Origin of the sequence: Pantoea sp. Ap-967, from assembly GCF_011752565.1 — a bacterium.
In the GTDB taxonomy this organism is placed as follows: Bacteria; Pseudomonadota; Gammaproteobacteria; order Pseudomonadales; family Pseudomonadaceae; genus Aquipseudomonas.
The window spans coordinates 104,092-121,845 of sequence record NZ_VWXK01000016.1 but is presented as its reverse complement, the minus strand read 5'-3'; the positions used below and the strand labels follow the sequence as shown (position 1 = coordinate 121,845).

At 67.0% G+C, this 17,754-nt stretch carries 7 protein-coding genes; 3 read left to right on the top strand and 4 right to left on the bottom strand.

Annotated features, from left to right (window positions below; translation table 11 throughout):
* Window positions 1-99: 99 nt before the first annotated feature.
* Window positions 100-13,041 carry a non-ribosomal peptide synthetase gene (locus tag F3J45_RS18000; protein WP_167065587.1) on the bottom strand — a complete coding sequence of 4,314 codons (12,942 nt, stop codon included), beginning with the start codon at window positions 13,039-13,041 and terminating at the stop codon, window positions 100-102.
* Window positions 13,042-13,345: 304 nt separating this feature from the next.
* On the opposite strand from F3J45_RS18000, the gene F3J45_RS17995 reads away from it, so the two are divergent.
* Complete coding sequence (locus tag F3J45_RS17995; RefSeq protein WP_167065584.1) at window positions 13,346-13,876, top strand: RNA polymerase factor sigma-70; 531 nt, start codon at window positions 13,346-13,348, stop codon at window positions 13,874-13,876.
* Window positions 13,877-13,974: 98 nt separating this feature from the next.
* Here F3J45_RS17995 and F3J45_RS17990 read toward each other — a convergent pair whose 3' ends face one another.
* The gene (locus F3J45_RS17990; protein WP_167065581.1) at window positions 13,975-14,985 is read right to left on the bottom strand and encodes a GNAT family N-acetyltransferase; all 1,011 of its coding nucleotides are present in this window, start codon (window positions 14,983-14,985) and stop codon (window positions 13,975-13,977) included.
* A 63-nt stretch (window positions 14,986-15,048) separates the two neighbouring features.
* Complete coding sequence (locus tag F3J45_RS17985; protein WP_167065578.1) at window positions 15,049-15,849, bottom strand: ABC transporter substrate-binding protein; 801 nt, start codon at window positions 15,847-15,849, stop codon at window positions 15,049-15,051.
* A 163-nt stretch (window positions 15,850-16,012) separates the two neighbouring features.
* Between F3J45_RS17985 and F3J45_RS17980 the strand changes: the two genes are divergently transcribed.
* Together F3J45_RS17980 and F3J45_RS17975 are read left to right on the top strand one after the other, a co-directional pair.
* A complete protein-coding gene (locus tag F3J45_RS17980; RefSeq protein WP_167065575.1) occupies window positions 16,013-16,564 on the top strand; it encodes an exonuclease domain-containing protein in 552 nt (183 codons plus the stop codon).
* A gap of 74 nt (window positions 16,565-16,638) precedes the next feature.
* Complete coding sequence (locus F3J45_RS17975) at window positions 16,639-16,923, top strand: pyrimidine/purine nucleoside phosphorylase (protein ID WP_013973489.1); 285 nt, start codon at window positions 16,639-16,641, stop codon at window positions 16,921-16,923.
* Between the two features lie 110 nt (window positions 16,924-17,033).
* Here the strand turns inward: F3J45_RS17975 and F3J45_RS17970 are convergent, their stop codons facing one another.
* The gene (locus F3J45_RS17970; protein ID WP_167065572.1) at window positions 17,034-17,726 is read right to left on the bottom strand and encodes an alpha/beta family hydrolase; all 693 of its coding nucleotides are present in this window, start codon (window positions 17,724-17,726) and stop codon (window positions 17,034-17,036) included.
* Window positions 17,727-17,754: the final 28 nt, after the last annotated feature.

The window sequence follows — 17,754 nt, the reverse complement described above, 5'->3', positions numbered from 1 at the left end:
ACACCGGCAGGGCCGGTGCCAGGCGACGCTGGGGCTGCTTTGCAGCCCATCGCGAGCTTTGCTCGCTCCTACAAGGTTTGTGGCGCAGGGCCTTTGGGGCTACAGCCCTTCAAGCTCGGCCATCAGGTCACTGAGCCGGTCGACCTTGTCGTCATCCAGCGCACTGTCCTGCAGCCCACGCACATACTCGGCCAACTCCTCCACCGTGCTGCACTCGAACATCGCCCGCAGCGGCACGTTCAGCTGCAACTGCTTCTGCACCCGCGATGCGATCTGCGTGGCCAGCAGCGAATGCCCGCCCAGTTCGAAGAAGTTGTCGTGCACGCCTACCCGCTCGGCCTTGAGCACATCGGCCCAGATACCCGCCAGGGTCTGCTCCAGCTCATCACGCGGCGCCAGGTAAGCCTGGCTGTGCTGCCCGCCGATGTCGATGGCCGGCAGGGCCTTGCGGTCGAGCTTGCCGTTGGCGTTGTGCGGCAGGCTGGCGAACCAGCCCCAGTGCAGCGGCACCATGTACTCCGGCAGCTCGGCGCGCAGGCGTTGCTTGACCTGCTCCAACAGCGCGGCATCGGCCTCGACGCCCTGGTGTGCCACCAGGTAGCCGACCAAGTGCTTGCCGTTGACGCCTTCCTGCACGCCCACCGCAGCGTCGCGGATCTCCGTCTGCTCGTGCAGGCGCGCCTCGATCTCGCCCAGCTCGATCCGGTAACCACGAATCTTCACTTGGTGGTCGATCCGCCCGACATACTCCAGCACCCCGTCCGGGCGCTGGCGCGCCAGGTCGCCGGTGCGGTACAGGCGCTCGCCTGGCGCCCCGTGCGGGTGCGGGATGAACGCAAGTGCCGTGCGCACCGGGTCACCGACATAACCGCGACCAACACCGGTGCCGGCGACACACAGCTCACCCACAGCCCCCAGTGGCACCAGGGCCTGGTCTTCGCCGTACAGGTACAAGCGGTTGTTGTCGGTCGGCGTGCCGATCGGCAGGTAGCTGCCACGGGTCGAGGCGGCATCGACGCGGAAGAACGCCACGTCGTCGGAGCACTCCGCCGGGCCGTAGGCGTTCACCAGGCCAATGCCCGGGTAGCGCTGCAGCCACTGCGCGGCCAGCTCCGGCGGCATGGCCTCACCGGTCGGCAGCATCCAGCGCAGGCCGCTCAGGGCCTGGTGGTCGCTGGCCAGCATGCCCTGGATCAGCGACGGCACGCTTTCCAGCACGCTGATACCGGTGGCCTGCACGTGGGCCAGCAGGCCCTGCGGGTCGTGGGCGATGGCGTTCGGCACGATCTCCAGCTTGGCGCCGAACAGCGGCGCGGCGAGGAACTGCCAGACCGAGATGTCGAAGCTTTGCGAGGCGGTCTGGGCGATCACGTCGTGCTCGCTCAGGGCCAGGTACGGCACCTTGCTCAGCTGGTTGTTGAGCATGCCGCGCTGCTCGACCATCACACCCTTGGGCAGGCCGGTGGAACCTGAGGTGTAGATCACGTAGGCCAGGTTGTCCGGCCCGCTGTGGATGCCCGGGTTGTGGCTGGCAACGCTGCTGGCCTGGATATCCTCCCACACCAGCAGTTGCGGCTGCGCCACTCCCGCCAGCTCGCCCAGCAACTGGCGTGCCTGGGCGGCGCACGCGGCGCTGCACACCAGCACCGGCGTGCGGCTGAGCTCGACGATACGCTGCAGGCGCGCCGACGGCAGGCCCGGGTCCAGCGGCAGGTAGCCGGCGCCGGCCTTGAAGCTGCCGACGATCATGCCCAGCAGCGGCAGGCCGCGCTCGGCCAGCAGTGCCACCGGCTGGTCAATGCCCACCCCGGCAGCGACCAGGGCATGGCCCAGGCGGTTGGCCGCCAGGTTCAGCCCGGCATAGTCGTACGACGCGTCCAGGCAGCGGGCCACGGTGCGCTCGGGGTGCGCCGCGACCTGCGCCTCGAACAGGGCGACGTAGCTCTGCTCCAGCGGGTAAGCCCGTTCGCTGCGGTTGCAACCTTCAAGCAGGAAGCGCTGTTCTTCCTCGCCCAGCAGCGGCAGCGCACTCACCTCACCGTCAAAGCCTTGTACCAGCGCCAGCAGCAGGCGCTTGAACTCGGCCAGCAGGCGCTCGACGGTCGGGTAGTCGAAGTAGCGCTGATCGAACGACAGGTGCAGGCCCAGGTCGTCGCCGGGGTAGCACACCGCCGTCAGCGGGAAGTTGGTGTGGGTACGGCCCGAATCGGAGCTGGCGTTGAGGTGCTGGGCATGGTCGAGCACCGCGGTTTCCACCGGCGCGTTCTCGAACACGAACAGGCTGTTGAACAGCGGCTGGCCCTTGGGCAGTTCGCTGCATTCCTGAATCGCCACCAACGGCAGGTACTCGTACTCGCGCAGCTCCATGTTGCGTTCCAGCAGGCCTTGCAGCCACTGGCGCACGCTGCGCCGCTGGCCAGGCTCGGGCAACTGCACGCGCAGGGCGATACTGTTGATGAACAGGCCGACGGTGCGCTGCATTTGCGGCAAGCTCACCGGGCGCCCGGCGACGGTGACGCCGAAGGCCACGTCACGCTCACCGCTGTAGCGAGCCAGCACCAGGGCCCAGGCCGCCTGGGCGAAGGTGTTGATGGTCAACTGATGGGCCTGGGCCAATTCGCGCAGGCGCACGCCGTCGCTCACCTCAAGGCGGGTGTAGCAATCGCCCACCACCATGCCGTCACCGGCGTGGTCGTTGCGCAGCGGGCGGTCGCTGGGCAGCGCCGTGGCGCGCTCGAAGCCGGCCAGGTTGGCCTGCCACCAGCGGCGTGCTTCGGCCAGGTCCTGGCGCTGCAGCCAGCCGATGTAGTCGCGGTAGCGCGGCGGCACCGGCAGCTGGGCCTGACGGCCTTCACCAAGGGCCTGGTAGAGCTCGAAGAAGTCGTTCATCAGCAGCGAGCGGCACCAGGCATCGATCAGGATGTGGTGGTTGCTCATCATGAACCAGTAGCGCTCTTCATCCACGCGCACCAGGCGCAGGTGGAACGGCGCCTCGCGCAGCAGCTCGAAGCCCGCCTCGCGCTCTTGCTTGTGCAAGGCTTGCAGGCGCGCTTCCTGGGCATCGCCGTCCAGGCCGCGCCAGTCCTGGTAATCCACCGGCGTGTGGCCCGGCTTGTGGATGATCTGCAGCATGGTTTCGCCGGCGTTCCAGCTGAACGAGGCGCGCAGGGCCTCATGCCGCGCCACCACGGCCTGCCAGGCCTGGGCGAAGCGCTGCGGGTCGAGGGCGCTGTTGATGCGGTAGCGGTCCTGCATGTAGTAAAGGCCGGTGCCCGGTTCCAGCAGCGTATGCAGCAGCATGCCTTCCTGCATCGGGGTCAGCGGGTAGACGTCCTCGATCTGGCTGGCCGCTACCGGCAAGGCGTCGATCTGCGCCTGGCTCAGGTGCGCCAGGGGGAAGTCCGACGGGGTGAAGCTGCCGTTGCCTTCGGCCAGGCAGTGGCCGACCAGGGCCAGCAGTTCCTGACGATAGGCCTCGGCCAATTGCGCGATGGTCTGCTCGTCGTAGCGCTCGCGGCTGAAGGTCCAGCGCAGTTGCAGCGCACCGCCGTACACCTGGCCATCGACACTGAGCCAGTTCGGCAGCGCCGCGTCGAGGTCGTGGGCCAGGCCCGCCGGGGCGTCCAGTGGCTGGAACAGCGCCGCCTGGTCGAACTGCTGGTCGAACTGGCCCAGGTAGTTGAAGGTGATGCGCGCTTGCGGCAACGCTGCCAGGCTTTCACGCCCGGCTTCATCGGCCAGGTAGCGCAGCACACCGTAGCCCTGCCCTTTGTGCGGCACCTGGCGCAGTTGCTCCTTGATGGACTTGATGGACGCGGCGCGGGCGGCGTCGTCTTCCCCGGCCTGCGGGTTCAGGCGCAGCGGGTAGGCATTGGTGAACCAGCCGACGCTGCGGGTCAGGTCCATGTCTTCGAACAGCCCGTCGCGGCCATGGCCTTCAAGCTGCACCAGTACCTGCTGATCGCCGCTCCAGCGGCACAGGGTGCGTGCCAGCGCGGTCAGCAGCAGGTCGTTGACCTGGGTGTGGTAGGCCGCCGGGGCCTGTTGCAGCAACTGCCGGGTCTGCTCCACATCGAGGCCGATCGCCAGGGTTTGGGCATGCCGGTGCAGGTTGCCGCCCTGGGGGTGATCGCAAGGCAATTCGTGGCGCACGCTGCCCAGTTGCCCCTGCCACCAGCCCAGCTCGTCGCGCAGCGAATCGCTGCCAGCGTAGCTGGCCAGGCGCGCGGCCCAGTCGGCCATGGCGTGGGTCTTGGCTGCCAGTGGCTGGCCACGGTACAGCGCCTGCAAGTCTTCGAGCAGCACGCGCCAGGACACGCCATCGACCACCAGGTGGTGAATCGCCAGCAGCAGGCGCTGGGCGCCCTGCCCGTCGCTGACCAGCAAGGCACGCAGCAGCGGGCCCTGTTCCAGGTCGAGGCTGCGCTGCACATCGGTGTACAGCGCCTGGCAATCGTCAAAGTCCGCAACCGCGGCGGTCCACAGCAGTTGCGCAGCCGGCTGTTCGGCGAAGGCCGCCTGGCCCTGGCTGAAGCGCAGGCGCAGGCTGTCGTGGTGCGCCACCAGCGCGTGCAGGGCATTTTCCAGCGTGGCGCTGTCCAGCGCCTGGCGAGCCTGCAGCAGGACCGCCTGGTTCCAGTGCTGCGGTTGCACCACGTCACTGTCGAAGAACCAATGCTGGATCGGCGTCAGGCCGCTGTGCCCCTGGCGCTGGCCCTGCTCGATGGTGCTCGGTGCGGCGCTGCGGCTGACCACCGCCGCGAGGGTCTGGATGGTCTGGTGCTGGAACAGGTCACGCGGGGTGAACTGCAGGCCCAGTTGACGGGCACGGCTGACCACCTGAATCGACAGGATCGAGTCGCCGCCCAGTTCGAAGAAGTTGTCCTGCACCCCGACCCGGGGCAGGTTCAGCACTTCGCGCCACACCTGCGCCAGTTGCTCTTCCAGCTCGTTGGCCGGGGCTTGGTAGTGTTGCTGGGCCTGTTCCAGGTCCGGCGCTGGCAAGGCGCGGCGGTCGAGCTTGCCATTGCCCATCAACGGCAGGCTGTCGAGCAGCACCAGGTGCGCCGGCACCATGTAGTCCGGCAGGTGCTGGCGGGCATGCACTTTCACCGCTTCGCGCAAGCGGGCCTGGGCCTCGCTGTCGCCAGCCACCTGCTTGCACACCAGGTAACCCACCAGTTGCCGGCCACCGGGAAGGTCCAGGGCCACAACCACCGCCTCGTCGACATCGGCGTGTTCCTGCAGGCGGCTTTCGATCTCGCCCAGCTCGATACGGAAACCGCGAATCTTCACCTGCTGGTCGGCGCGGCCAATGTATTCCACCAGGCCATCGGTGCGCAGGCGCACCAGGTCGCCGGTGCGGTACAGGCGCCCACCGTCATGGCTGAACGGGTCGGCAACGAAACGCTCGGCGCTCAGGCCCGGGCGGTCGTGGTAGCCCTGGGCCAGGCCGGCGCCGCCGACATACAGCTCGCCTATGCCGCCCTGGGGCAGCAAGGCCAGGTCCTCGTCGAGGATATAGGCGGTTCGGGCACCGATCACCCGGCCAATCGGCACGCTGCCGGCATCGGCAGGCAATACCTCAGGTGCCAGGCAGGCCAGCGGCATCACCACGGTTTCGGTCGGGCCGTAGGCGTTGAAGAACTGCTGCGGGGTGAAGGCCTGGCGAATGCGTTGCAGGTGCTCACCGGTCAGTGCTTCGCCACCGGTAATCACCAGGCGCACCGGCAGCGCCGCGCCTTCACCGGCCAGGTACTGGGCCAGCTGGCTGCCATAGCTTGGGGTAAAGCCCAGGATGCTCACCTGCTGCTCGCGCACCAGCTGGCAGATTTCCTCGGCGCCCCATTGGCCCTGGGCGCGCAGCACCACGCGGGCACCGCACAGCAATGGCGTCAGCAGGCGTTCGCTGGCAGCGTCGAAGTTGATCGAATAGAAGTGCAGCTCGCAATCGTCGCTGCGCATGCCGAAGGCGTCGATCACCGCCTGGCAGTGCATGGCGATTTCACCGTGGCTGACCACCACGCCCTTGGGCTTGCCGGTGGAACCGGAGGTGTAGATCAGGTACGCGGCGTGCTGCGGCAGGTTGAGGTTGTCCAGCGGCGCATCGCTGTAGGCCGAGAGGTGTGCGGCGTCGTCTTCCAGGCTCCAGCGCGCCACGCCGGCGGGCAGCTCACCGAGGGTGTCGAGCAGGGCGCGCTGGCTGAGCAGCAGGCCGATGCGGCTGTCCTCGATCATGTAGCGCAGGCGGTCGAGCGGGTATTCCGGGTCGAGCGGCACGTAGGCGCCACCGGCCTTGAGGATGGCCAGCAGGCCGACCACCATGGGCAACGAGCGTTCCAGGGCCAGGCCTACCCGCACCTGTGGGCCAACACCGCGCTCGCGCAGGGCGCGGGCCAGGCGGTTGGCCTGTTGGTCGAGTTCGGCGTAGCTCATGTGCTCGCCGGCAAAGGTCAGCGCGCCGGCATTGGGCGTACGCGCCGCTTGCTCGGCGAACAGGCCGTGGAGGGTCTGGTCGAGGGCGAAATCGTGCTCGCCCTGCAGCTGGCCGATCAGCACCTGTTGCTCGGCATCGAGCAGCATGGGCAGTTCGCACAGGCGCTGCTCGGGGTTGTCGAGCAGGCCGATCAACAGTTGCTGCCAGTGTTCGGCCATGCGCGCGATGCGCGGCTCGTCGAACAGGTCGCGGCTGTAGGTCAGGCAGCAGCCCAGGCGGCCGTCCAGGTCGGTCACTTCCAGGTACAGGTCGAACTTGGTGGCGCTGGCGTCGTTGACCAGGTAGTCCACCTGCATGCCTGCCAGTTCGCGGCTTTGCTGGAAGGCCCAGCGCTGCACGTTGCACATCACCTGGAACAGCGGGTTGTAAGCGCTGCTGCGTGGCGGTTGCAAGGCGTCGACCAGTTGGTCGAATGGCAGGTCCTGGTACGACTGGCCTTCGATGGCAGCCTGGCGCACTTGTTCGAGCAAGGCGGCGGCGCTCATCTGCCCGTCCAGCTCGCAGCGCAGCACCTGGGTGTTGAGGAAGGCGCCGATCAGCCCTTCGCTTTCCGGGCGAATGCGGTTGGCCACCGGCGCACCGATGCGCAGGTCGCGTTGGCCGCTGTAGCGGTGCAGCAAGGCAGCCAGGGTGGCGGTCATGGTCATGAACAGGGTCAGCCCGCGCTGGCTGTTGAAGGCGTGCACGCGGGCGACCAGGGCCGGGTCGAGGTCGAAGCGGAACAACTCGCCGCGGTGGCTTTGCACGGCCGGGCGCGGGCGGTCGGCGGGCAGTGCCAGCACCGGGTGTTCATCGCCCAGGCGGGCCTTCCAATAGGCCAGCTGGCGGGCACCCTCGCCGCCTTCGAGCCATTGCCGCTGCCACACGCTGTAGTCCAGGTACTGCACGGGCAGCGGTGCCAGCGGCGACTCACGCTCGTCGACGAAGGCTTCGTAGAGCTCGCCCAGCTCGCGGGCGAAGATGTCCATGGCCCAGCCTTCGGTGACGATGTGGTGCAAGGTCAGCACGAAGAAGTGCTCGCGCTCCTCGGTCTTGGCCAGGCAGGCGCGCAGCAGCGGGCCGCGCTCCAGGTCGAACGGCTGGTGCGCCTGGTCGTCGGCCAGTTGCTGCAGGCGCTGCTGGCGGGCGTCGGCAGGCAAGGCGCTGAAGTCTTGCCAATGCAGCTGCAGGCCGCTGTCGTCGGCCACGCACTGGTAAGGCACGCCATCGATGCTGGGGAAGGTGGTGCGCAGGGTTTCGTGGCGCACGATCAGGGCCTGCAGGGCACGCTCGAAGGCGTCCACGTGCAGGGTGCCGCGCAGGCGTGCCATGCCGCCAACGTTATAGGCAGGGCTGTCCGGCTCCATCTGCCAAAGGACCCACATGCGCTGTTGCGAGTACGACAGCGGCACGGCCTGGCGGCGGTCGACGCGGGTGATCTCGCCTTGCTGGTTATGCCCGCCGGCGGCGCGAATCTGCGCAATACGTTCGCAGAAGGCACCCAGCTCACTGGCTTCGAACAGCTCCTTGAGCGGCAGTTCGACATCACAGGCCTGGCGGGTGCGGGAGACGATCTGGGTGGCCAGCAACGAGTGGCCGCCCAGGGCGAAGAAGTCATCGTGCAGGCCCACTTGCGGCAGGTTCAGCACTTCGCGCCAGATGGCAGCAACCTGCTGTTGCAGCGCGGTCTGCGGTTCAACGTGCTCACGCTGCTGCCACACCGGCGCCGGCAGGGCCTTGCGGTCGACCTTGCCACTGGGGCCCAGCGGCATGTGCGCCAGCGCCAGCAACTGGGCAGGCACCATGTACGCAGGCAGCTGCTCAGCGAGCGCGGCCAGCAGTTGCGGCGCCTGGGCCGGGCCGCTGTAGTAGCCGACCAGTTGCGCACCGACGGCATCCTTGTGGATCAGCACCAGCGCTTGTTCCACACCCGGTTGCGCCAGCAGGCAGGCCTGCACCTCCTCCGGTTCAACCCGGAAGCCGCGCACCTTCACCTGCTGGTCGAGGCGGCCCAGGTATTCCAGGGCCTGGGCTTGAACCTGCCAGCGGGCACGGTCGCCACTGCGGTACAGGCGCTCGCCATTGCCATCGGCCTGGGGCACGAAGCGTTCGGCGGTCAGCCCTGGGCGCCCCAGGTAGCCACGGGCCAGGCCCGCACCACCCAGGTACAGCTCGCCCGGCACACCGGGCGCTGCCAGTTCCAGCTCTTCATCCAGCACCCGGCAGAGCACGTTGCCCAGCGGGCGACCGATGGGCGAGCGCAGGCCATCCTCGGCCTGGCAGTGCCAGTGGGTGACATTGATGGCCGTTTCGGTCGGGCCGTAGCGGTTGTGCAATTGCACCTGCGGCAGCACCTGCAGCACACGGTCGCGCAAAGCCGCCGATAGCGCCTCACCACCTGAGAACAGCCGGCGCAGGCTGCTGCAGCCAGCGGCCAGGGGCTCCTGCACGAACACCTGCAACAGCGGCGGCACGAAGTGCAGCGTGGTCACCCCATGCTGCTGCACCAGCGCGGCGATGCGCTGTGGGTCGCGGTGCTCACCGGGGCCGGCCAGCACCAGCTGGCAACCGCTGACCAGCGGCCAGAAGCATTCCCACACCGACACATCGAAGCTGATCGGTGCCTTCTGCATCAGCACGTCGCTCGGTTCCAGCGCATAGGTGGCCTGCATCCATTGCAGGCGCTCGGCCAGGGCCGCGTGGGTGTTGCCCACGCCCTTGGGCTGGCCGGTGGAGCCGGAGGTGTAGATCACATAGGCGAGGTTGTCGCCATGCAGGTGCAGGCCCGGTGCCTGGCTCGGCCAGCTGTCCAGGTGCAGCTGGTCAAGGGCGATGGCACTGACCCCTTCAACCTGCGGCAGCGTGCCAAGCAGGCTGCTGTGGCTGAGCAGCAGGCTGGCCTGGCAGTCGTTGAGCATGTAGGCCAGGCGCTCGGCCGGGTAGTCCACGTCCAGCGGCACATAGGCGCCACCGGCCTTGAGAATGGCCAGCAGGCCGACCAGCAGTTGCGGCGAACGCTCGATGGCGATGGCCACGCAGGTATCAGGGCCGACGCCTTTGTCACGCAGGTAGTGGGCCAGGCGGTTGGCCTGCTGGTGCAACTCGGCATAGTCGAGGCTGCCGCCCTCCCACACCAATGCGGTGCGCTGCGGCGTCAGGCGCGCCTGTTCATTGAGCTGCTCCACCAGCAGGCGCTGCGGCGCAGGGGCTGGGGCCTGGCCCCAGGCCAACAGCTGCTCGCGGCCTTGTGCGCCGAGCAGTTGCACCTCGCCCAAGGCCAGTTGCGGCTGCGCGCTCACCTGTTCCAGCAACGCCAGCAGGTGCTGGGCCAGGCGCTTGACCGTGGCGGCATCGAAACGCTCGGCGGCGTAGTCGAAGGCCAGGCTCAGGCGGCCCTGGTGGTCCTGCTCGCTGTGCAACTGCAGGTCGAACTTGGCCTCGCGGCTGTGCCACGGCAGTTCTTCGGCCAGCAGGCCCGGCAGGCGGCGCAGGGCCGAGAGGTCGCGCTGCTGGTGGTTGAACATGACTTGGAACAGGCCCTGCTCGCGGGCCTCGGGCAGCGCTTCGAGCAGTTGCTCGAACGGCAGGTCCTGGTTGGCCTGGGCGCCGAGGGTGGCCTGGCGTACCTGGGCCAGCAGCTGCGCGAACGGCAAGCGGCCGTCGAGCTGGGCGCGCAGTACCTGGGTGTTGATGAAGAAGCCGACCATGCCCTGGGTTTCCTGGCGCGGGCGGTTGGCATTGGGCACGCCGACGCGGATGTCGGCTTGCCCTGTGTAGCGGTGCAGCAGCCCTTGCCAGGCGGCCAGCAGCACCATGAACAGGCTGGCCTGCTGGTCGCGGGCAAGGCCCTCCAGCGCGTCGCTCAGTGTAGCCGGCACCTTGAGGCTGTAGCGGGCGGCGCGGTTGCTTGGCTGGCTGGTGCGCGGCTGGTCGGGGTGCAGGTCGAGCACCGGCAGCTCATCGCCCAGGGCGGTTTTCCAGTAGTCCAGCTGGCGCGCGCTTTCGCCTTCGGCCAGCCACTGGCGCTGCCAGTTGCCGTAGTCGGCGTAGCCCAGGGTCAGCGGCGCCAGCTTGGCCTCAAGGCCCTGGCACTGGGCGGCATAGAGTTTGGCGAACTCATCGAGCAGGATGTTCAATGACCAGCCGTCGGCGACGATGTGGTGCAGGGTCACCCACAGTTGGTGGTCTTCATCGTCCAGGCGCACCAGGGTAACCCGCAGCAGCGGGCCCTGGGTCAGGTCGAAGGGCTGCTGCGCCTCGTCTTCCCGGCGCGCCGCCACGTCTTCGGCGGCCAGGCCTTCGAGGTCCAGGCGCTGCAGGTTGAACGGCTGCTCCGGCAACACCTGTTGCAGGGCCTGGCCATCCTGCTCGCTGAACACGGTGCGCAGCGACTCGTGGCGGGCGACCAGGGCCTGGAAGGCAGCCTGCAGTGCAGCTGGGTCCAGTTCACCGCGCAGCTTGAGGCCGGCCGGGATGTTGTAGGCGGCCGACTGCGGCTGCAGTTGCCACAGCAGCCACAGGCGGTTCTGGGCCAGCGACTGCGGCAGTGCCGTGGCACGGTCCTGGGCCGCGATGGCCTGGGCCTGGGCGCCGCCTGCGGCCAGGATGGCGGCCACGGCGGCGCTGTAGTCGGCCAGTTGCGGCGCTTCGAACAGGGTGCGCAGGCCCAGGTGAATGCCCAGTTCGTCGGCCAGGCGCGCGGTGGCCTGGGTAGCGGCAATCGAGTTGCCACCGAGCAGCAGGAAGTGGTCATCGGCCGCGACGGCCTCGACCTTCAGCACCTCGCGCCAGATACCCGCAATCCGCGCCTGCAGGCCATCACCCACAGCGCTGGCCTGGGCCTGCTCGGCCGGCATCGGGAAGCGTGCGTAGCAATCCAGGCTGCCATCGTTCATGCGCAGGCGGCAGGCCGAGCGCTGCAGCTTGCCGCTGGAGGTCTTGGGCAGCGCGCCTGGGTTGAGCAGCAGAACCGCGGCCGGCGCCTGGCGGCAGGCATCGGCGATCACCTGGCGCAGGGTCTTGATCAGCGCCTGTGGCTGCACGGCCTTTTGCACATTGCGGCTGATCTCCACCGCCACACCGATGCCCTCCTCGCCCTGGTCGTCGACGGCGAACACCGCCACGCGGCCCTTGCGCAGCCCTTCGACTTCGCGCTCCAGGGTTTTTTCCAGGTCTTGCGGGTAAAGGTTCTGGCCGCGCACGATCAGCATGTCTTTCAGGCGCCCGGTGACGAACACCTCGCCGTCACGCATGAAACCGAGGTCGCCGGTGCGCAGCCAGGTCTGGCCGTCCATTTCGACGAAGGTGCGCGCGCTGGCCTCGGGGTTGCGCCAGTAGCCCAGGGCGATGCTCGGGCCACCGGCCCAGATCTCGCCAACCAGGTTGTCGGCCAGCACCTCCAGGCGCTGTGGCTCGACGATGCGCACGGCATGCCCCGGTTGCGGGTAGCCGCAGCTCATCAACACGCTGCCCGTGCCGTTTTCGGCGCGGTTGGCGGCGAAGGCTTCGGCGTCCAGCTCCAGCGCGCCAATGCCTTGGCCACGGCGGCTGCCGCTGACGAACAGGGTGGCCTCGGCCAGGCCATAGCTGGCGAAGAAGCTGCTGGCCTGGAAGCCGCAGGCAGCGAACTTACCTGCGAAGGTATCGAGGCTGTCCTGGCGGATGGGCTCGGAGCCGGAATAGGCCACGCGCCATTTGCTCAGGTCAAGGCCAGCCAGGGCCGCTTCGCTGACCCGCTCGCTGCACAGGCGGTAGGCGAAGTCCGGGCCACCGCTGATGGTGCCGCCGTATTCGCTGATCGCCTGCAGCCAGCGCAGGGGCCGGGCGAGGAAATAGCCCGGCGACATCAGCACGCAAGGCACGCCGCTGAAGATCGGCTGCAGCAGCCCGCCGATCAGGCCCATGTCATGGTACAGCGGCAGCCAGCTGACGATCACGTCGTCCGGGTTCAGGTCGATGCCAAAGCCCGAGCGAATCAGCTGCTCATTGGCCACCAGGTTGCCATGGCTGACCTGCACGCCCTTGGGCAGCGCAGTGGAGCCGGAGGTGTACTGCAGGAAGGCGATGTCATCGCCCTTGAGCACAGGCGCCTGCCAGCGGTCGGCCAGCGCGGGGTCCAGGCCGTCGACGGCCAGCAACTCAGGGGCATTGGCGCCAGCCAGGGCTTCGAGGCCCTGCAGGCTTTCCTGCAGCGCGGCCACGGTCAGCAGCAGGCGCGGCTCGGCATCGTCGATGATCGACAGCAGGCGCTCCTGGTGGTGCGTGCGCGAAGACTCCGGCGGGTAGGCCGGCACGGCGATAACCCCGGCATACAGGCAACCAAAGAACGCTGCCACATAGTCAGGGCCACTGGGGAACAGCAGTACGGCACGCTCGCCGAAGCCTGCGCGGGCCTGCAAGGCGGCGGCGATGGTGCGCGCACGCGCGTCCAGTTCCCGGTAGCTGAGCACGGCTTGCTCGCCGGGGGCGTCGGCCAGAAAGCGCAGGGCAATGCGGTCCGGGGTGTGCGCGGCGCGTTGCGCCAGGGCCTGGACCAGCGAGAGCGGGAGTTCGAAGGCGTCCGTCATGGGGTGTTCCTGCCAGTGTCTGTAGTGTCGGGCCGACTGCCCGCGCGAGGGTGCGGGGCAACGTGCGGCGGCCGGATGTACAGAGGGGAACGGATGGGCCTGGCAAGAAATTACCGGCTAGCCAGTGCGCCAGGGCCGCCGAAAAGCGAACGGCTTCACGCCTGGCGGCTTAGAACCGAAACCAATGGATACTCATTAACTTCCGTATTTGACAATCATTATCATTACGAATAGTTTGTCGCACGTCGTAGGAAGCGTCCCAAATCAGTGCGCTCCCTTTCCCCTTCGAGACAAGGTGATTTCCATGGCGGAACAACTATCCACAAGTAAGTGCGATTCACCATTACTCCAGGCGTTCGTCGACAATCGCAGCATCCTGGTGAAGATCGCGGCCCGCATCACTGGCTGCCGCTCGCGCGCCGAGGATGTGGTGCAAGACGCCTTCTTCCGGCTCAGCGCCGCCCCGCAGATCACCTCTTCTTTCAAAGCTCAACTCAGCTACCTGTTCCAGATCGTGCGCAACCTGGCCATCGATCACTACCGCAAGCAGGCCATGGAGCTGAAGTACTCGGGCAGTGAAGAGGAAGGCATGAACGTGGTAATTGCCAACGCATCTCCCGAAGCCACCCATATCAACCTGGCGGCCCTGGAAAACATTGCCGAGGCGTTGAACGAGCTGCCCCAGCGCACCCGCTATGCCTTTGAAATGTATCGCTTGCATGGCGTGCCGCAGAAGGACATTGCCAAGGAGCTTGGCGTATCGCCAACCCTGGTGAACTTCATGATCCGCGATGCCCTGGTGCATTGCCGCAAGACGGCTAATCGGCAGGCTTGAGATTTGCCAGGGGCGCTTTTCGCGCCCCTATCGCGACCTGCGGTCGCTCCTACCATTGGCGCGATACGTGGTAGGGGCGAGCGTGGGTCGCGGTGCGTTCAAACCAGCTTGCAACGGTCGAAGAACCGCTCCCGCCCCAGAATCATCAGTGCCGCACGTTTGTGCGGGAAATCGAATTCCTTGTCGCAATGGAAACACTGGTCGTGCATGTAGCCGATCATCTTGGCATTGTCGGCGCGCGGCTCGGCCACAACCCGTTGGGTGCGCGGGTCGTCGAGGAACAGGTAGTGCACCAGCGCTGATAGCCAGCTGGCCACTTTGTGCGGGCCACGGTGGCTTTCCTCGCCCACCAGCATGTGGATGCCACGGTCGTAGTCATCGGCCGGGTAGAACGGCGCAATGCGGTCTTCCTTGGCCCAGTACGCCTCGAAGTAGGCGAACGGCTGGTCGTCGAAACAACCGATGAGGGTCAGGGTATGCGGGTCGTCCGCCTGCTTGGTCAGGTACTCGCGGTGCTGCTCGAGCGAACCCCCTTCCTGCCAGAATTTTTCCACCCGCGGGTTGTTCTGCCAGCGGTTGAAGCGCTCCAGGTCCTGGTCGACGTCCAGGGTACGCAGCGACACCCAGCTCCCCAGGCGCGCATCGAAACGCCGGTACACCTCGCCCTGGGCCTTGGGTGCGCGGCGTGGATGGCGCTTGCCGTTGCTGAGCAGCATCTGCTGTGGGTAGGGGCTTGAGGGCGCGACGAGCCAAGGCTCCGGCAACTGCCAGAACAACGCCCGCTCGCACAGGTATACACCGGCCTGCTCCGTGGCCAGCAGCAAGCCGCTGGCCAGTGCCCCGTCGAGTACCTCGGGCAGGTGCACGACCAGGCGCTGGCGCGCAGGCTCGCGCGACAGCAACCAATAGCACACCGCCCACAAGGCCTGCTGTGGGCGCTCGGGGCACAGTTGCCGAACATGCACGGCCAGCGTGTCACCCGGCTCCAGTTGCACCTGAATCAATGGCCGGCCTTCAAGGGTGAGGCTTAGCTGGCTGTCGCCCTCATCGGCGCTGAGGCTGCGCCAACGGGGCAGTGACTGAGGCGGTGAAGCGGCATCGAACGGCATGGTTGGGCTCACATGACAATGGAAGGAAGGCTGACTGGTGAAACGTCGTCAAAGCCCCGGAATTTAGTCGCCCGGCACAGCAACGCTGATCTGGTACGGCTGGAAGATGCGCGCCAGCTCGCCGTTTTCGCGCAAGCCGCGCAGCAAGGCAGCGAACTGCCGATCGTTGATGGGCGAGCCCGGTCGTAGGAGGGCATAGTGGTGGTACACCTGGTCAACGCGCTGGGATGCGAACAGCTGCCTGTCGCTTTCACGGTTGCGGCGCAGGAAATCGCTGAGGTACGAGCGCGTCACCAGGGCGATGTCGGCGCGGCCGTACTGCACCATCAGCAGGTTGCTGTCGTGGGAATAGGTCAGCGTCGCGTTGAAGGCCTTGCGCAGGTAATTGGGGTCGGGGTTGAAGCGGGCGAAGGCGTAGTGGTAGCCGTTGAACAGCGCCAGGCGCTTGCCCTCCAGCTCATCGAAGTAATGCTGGTCGCGGTCGGCGGCCTTGCGTGCCACGAACACCTCGGCGTCCTCCAGGCCCATGTCGACGGTCTGGTGGGGAATTTGCTGCCAGCCCCACTCGGGGTTTTCGAAGATCGCCATGTCGGTGCGCGCTTGCTGGAAATCACCGAAGCGGCGCTGGATCGAGGTGGGCACCAGGACGAAGCGGTAATCGGCCTGCAAACGGTTCAGCGCCTCGACCAGTTGCGGCAACAGGCCGGTGTCGGCGCCCTGCTCCGGGCGCACGGTATACGGTGGGAAATGCGCAGCGCCGATCTTCACGTCCAGGGGCTGGCCGGCCCACGCTGGCACCGCCAGCCATGCCATGGCCAGCATCAACAGGGTGGACAGGGCCTTGAGGCCGGGCGTGGGAGTCAAGACGGACGCTCATCTCGGTTCATACCTGGATGCGCCTAAGCTAGGCGTTTTCCCGCCAGGGCACAACCGCTGGTTAAGCCAAAGTGAGGGCAAAGTGCCAGGGGATGCCGTGTGGCCGCACATTGGCTACGCTGCTTGGGCATGTATGACGACGGAGCCTGGTATGGGCCACTGGTTGGTGATCGACCTGGAAGCTACCACCGATGACGGCGGCTGGCCGGTCACGGAGATGGAAATCATTGAAATCGGCGCCAGCCTGGTGACCCGGGAAGGCCGCGAGGTGGACCACTTCCAGCGCTTCGTGCGGCCCAGGCGGCGGCCGCAACTGACGCCGTTCTGCCGGGAGCTTACGCACATCAGCCAGGCCAGCGTCGACAGCGCCGCGGCGTTTCCTGAAGTATGGGAGCGTTTCGAACGCTGGCTCGGGCACCACCGTGGGCAGTTGCAGGCGTGGGTCAGCTGGGGCGACTACGACCGCCAGCAGCTGCTCCAGGAATGGCAGCAGCACGCCGTCGACAGCCTGTTGCGCCAGCTGCCGCACATCAACCTCAAGCAGCGCTTCGCCAAGGCTCGCCACCTGCAGCGCCCAACGGGGCTCAACGGCGCCCTGCAGCTGGCCGGCATGCAGTTTTGCGGGCAGCAGCACCGGGCCTTGGAAGACGCGCGCAACACCGCCCGGTTGCTGCCATTGAGCCTGCCCGCCAACGGCGCCTGAAAGCAGATGACGGGGCCAGTGGGCTTGGGCATACTGGCCAGCCCTTTTTCATCCCCCCTTTTCAGGAGTCGCCCATGTTCCAGGTCAACGAGTACTTCAACGGCACCGTCAAGTCGATCGCCTTTGCCGGCGAAGAAGGCCCTGCCACCGTGGGCGTGATGGCCCCGGGCGAATACGAGTTCGGTACTGCCAAGCGCGAGATCATGCACGTGGTGTCCGGCGCGCTGACCGTGAAGCTGCCAGGCAGCGACAACTGGGAAACCTTCAACGCCGGTGACAAGTTCAACGTACCGGCTGACAGCAAGTTCCAGCTGCAGGTGAAGGTCGATACCGCTTACCTGTGCGAGTACCGCGACTAAGCGCTGGCCTGTACCGGCCCTTTCGCGGGGCAAGCCCGCTCCTACAATGCCATGCCCTAGGGTCATGCAACCCCCTGTAGGAGCGGGCTTGCCCCGCGAAGCATCCAGCACTAATCCTTCAAGAAACCCGCCACCGCTTCGGCTGCAACCTGCAGATGTTGCGCATGGCTGAACCCCGAAGCCTTCAACGGCTTCAAGTCATGATCCCCCGCCACCAGCCAGCTCACCTCGATCGAGGGTGACAAGGCGTACCCTTCAACCGCTTCCCGGTTGCCCAACGCATCGCGCTCGCCCTGCACGATCAACGTGCGCGTGTGCAAACCCGCCAGGTGCTCGACACGTGGTTTTTCCGGCTTGCCCACGGCATAGAACGGATACCCCAGGCACACCAGCGCATCGGCCCCCAGTTCGTCGGCCAGCAAACTGGCCATGCGCCCGCCCATCGACTTGCCGCCAACCGCCAACCGCCCCGTGACCAAAGGTCGCACCTGGCGGTACACCTCGCGCCAGCATTCAAGCAGCACTTTCTGTGGATTGGGTGGCCGCTTGCCACCGCCCGCGCGCCGTTCGGCCATGTAGGGAAACTCGAAGCGAACCACCCCAACCCCAAGCGCGGCCAGCCTTTGCGCCATGTCGTTCATGAAATCGCTGTCCATCGGCGCCCCGGCGCCATGGGCCAGGATCAGGCAGTCGCCAGCGCCCCCCTGCCCCCCGGTTTGCGGGGGATCGCAGCGCAAGCCTGGGACATTTCCGATCTTCGCCCATTGATCCCCGTCAATACCGGCAATTTGCCCGTCTTTCATGCTTGCCTCGCTTCATAGCCTGCCAATA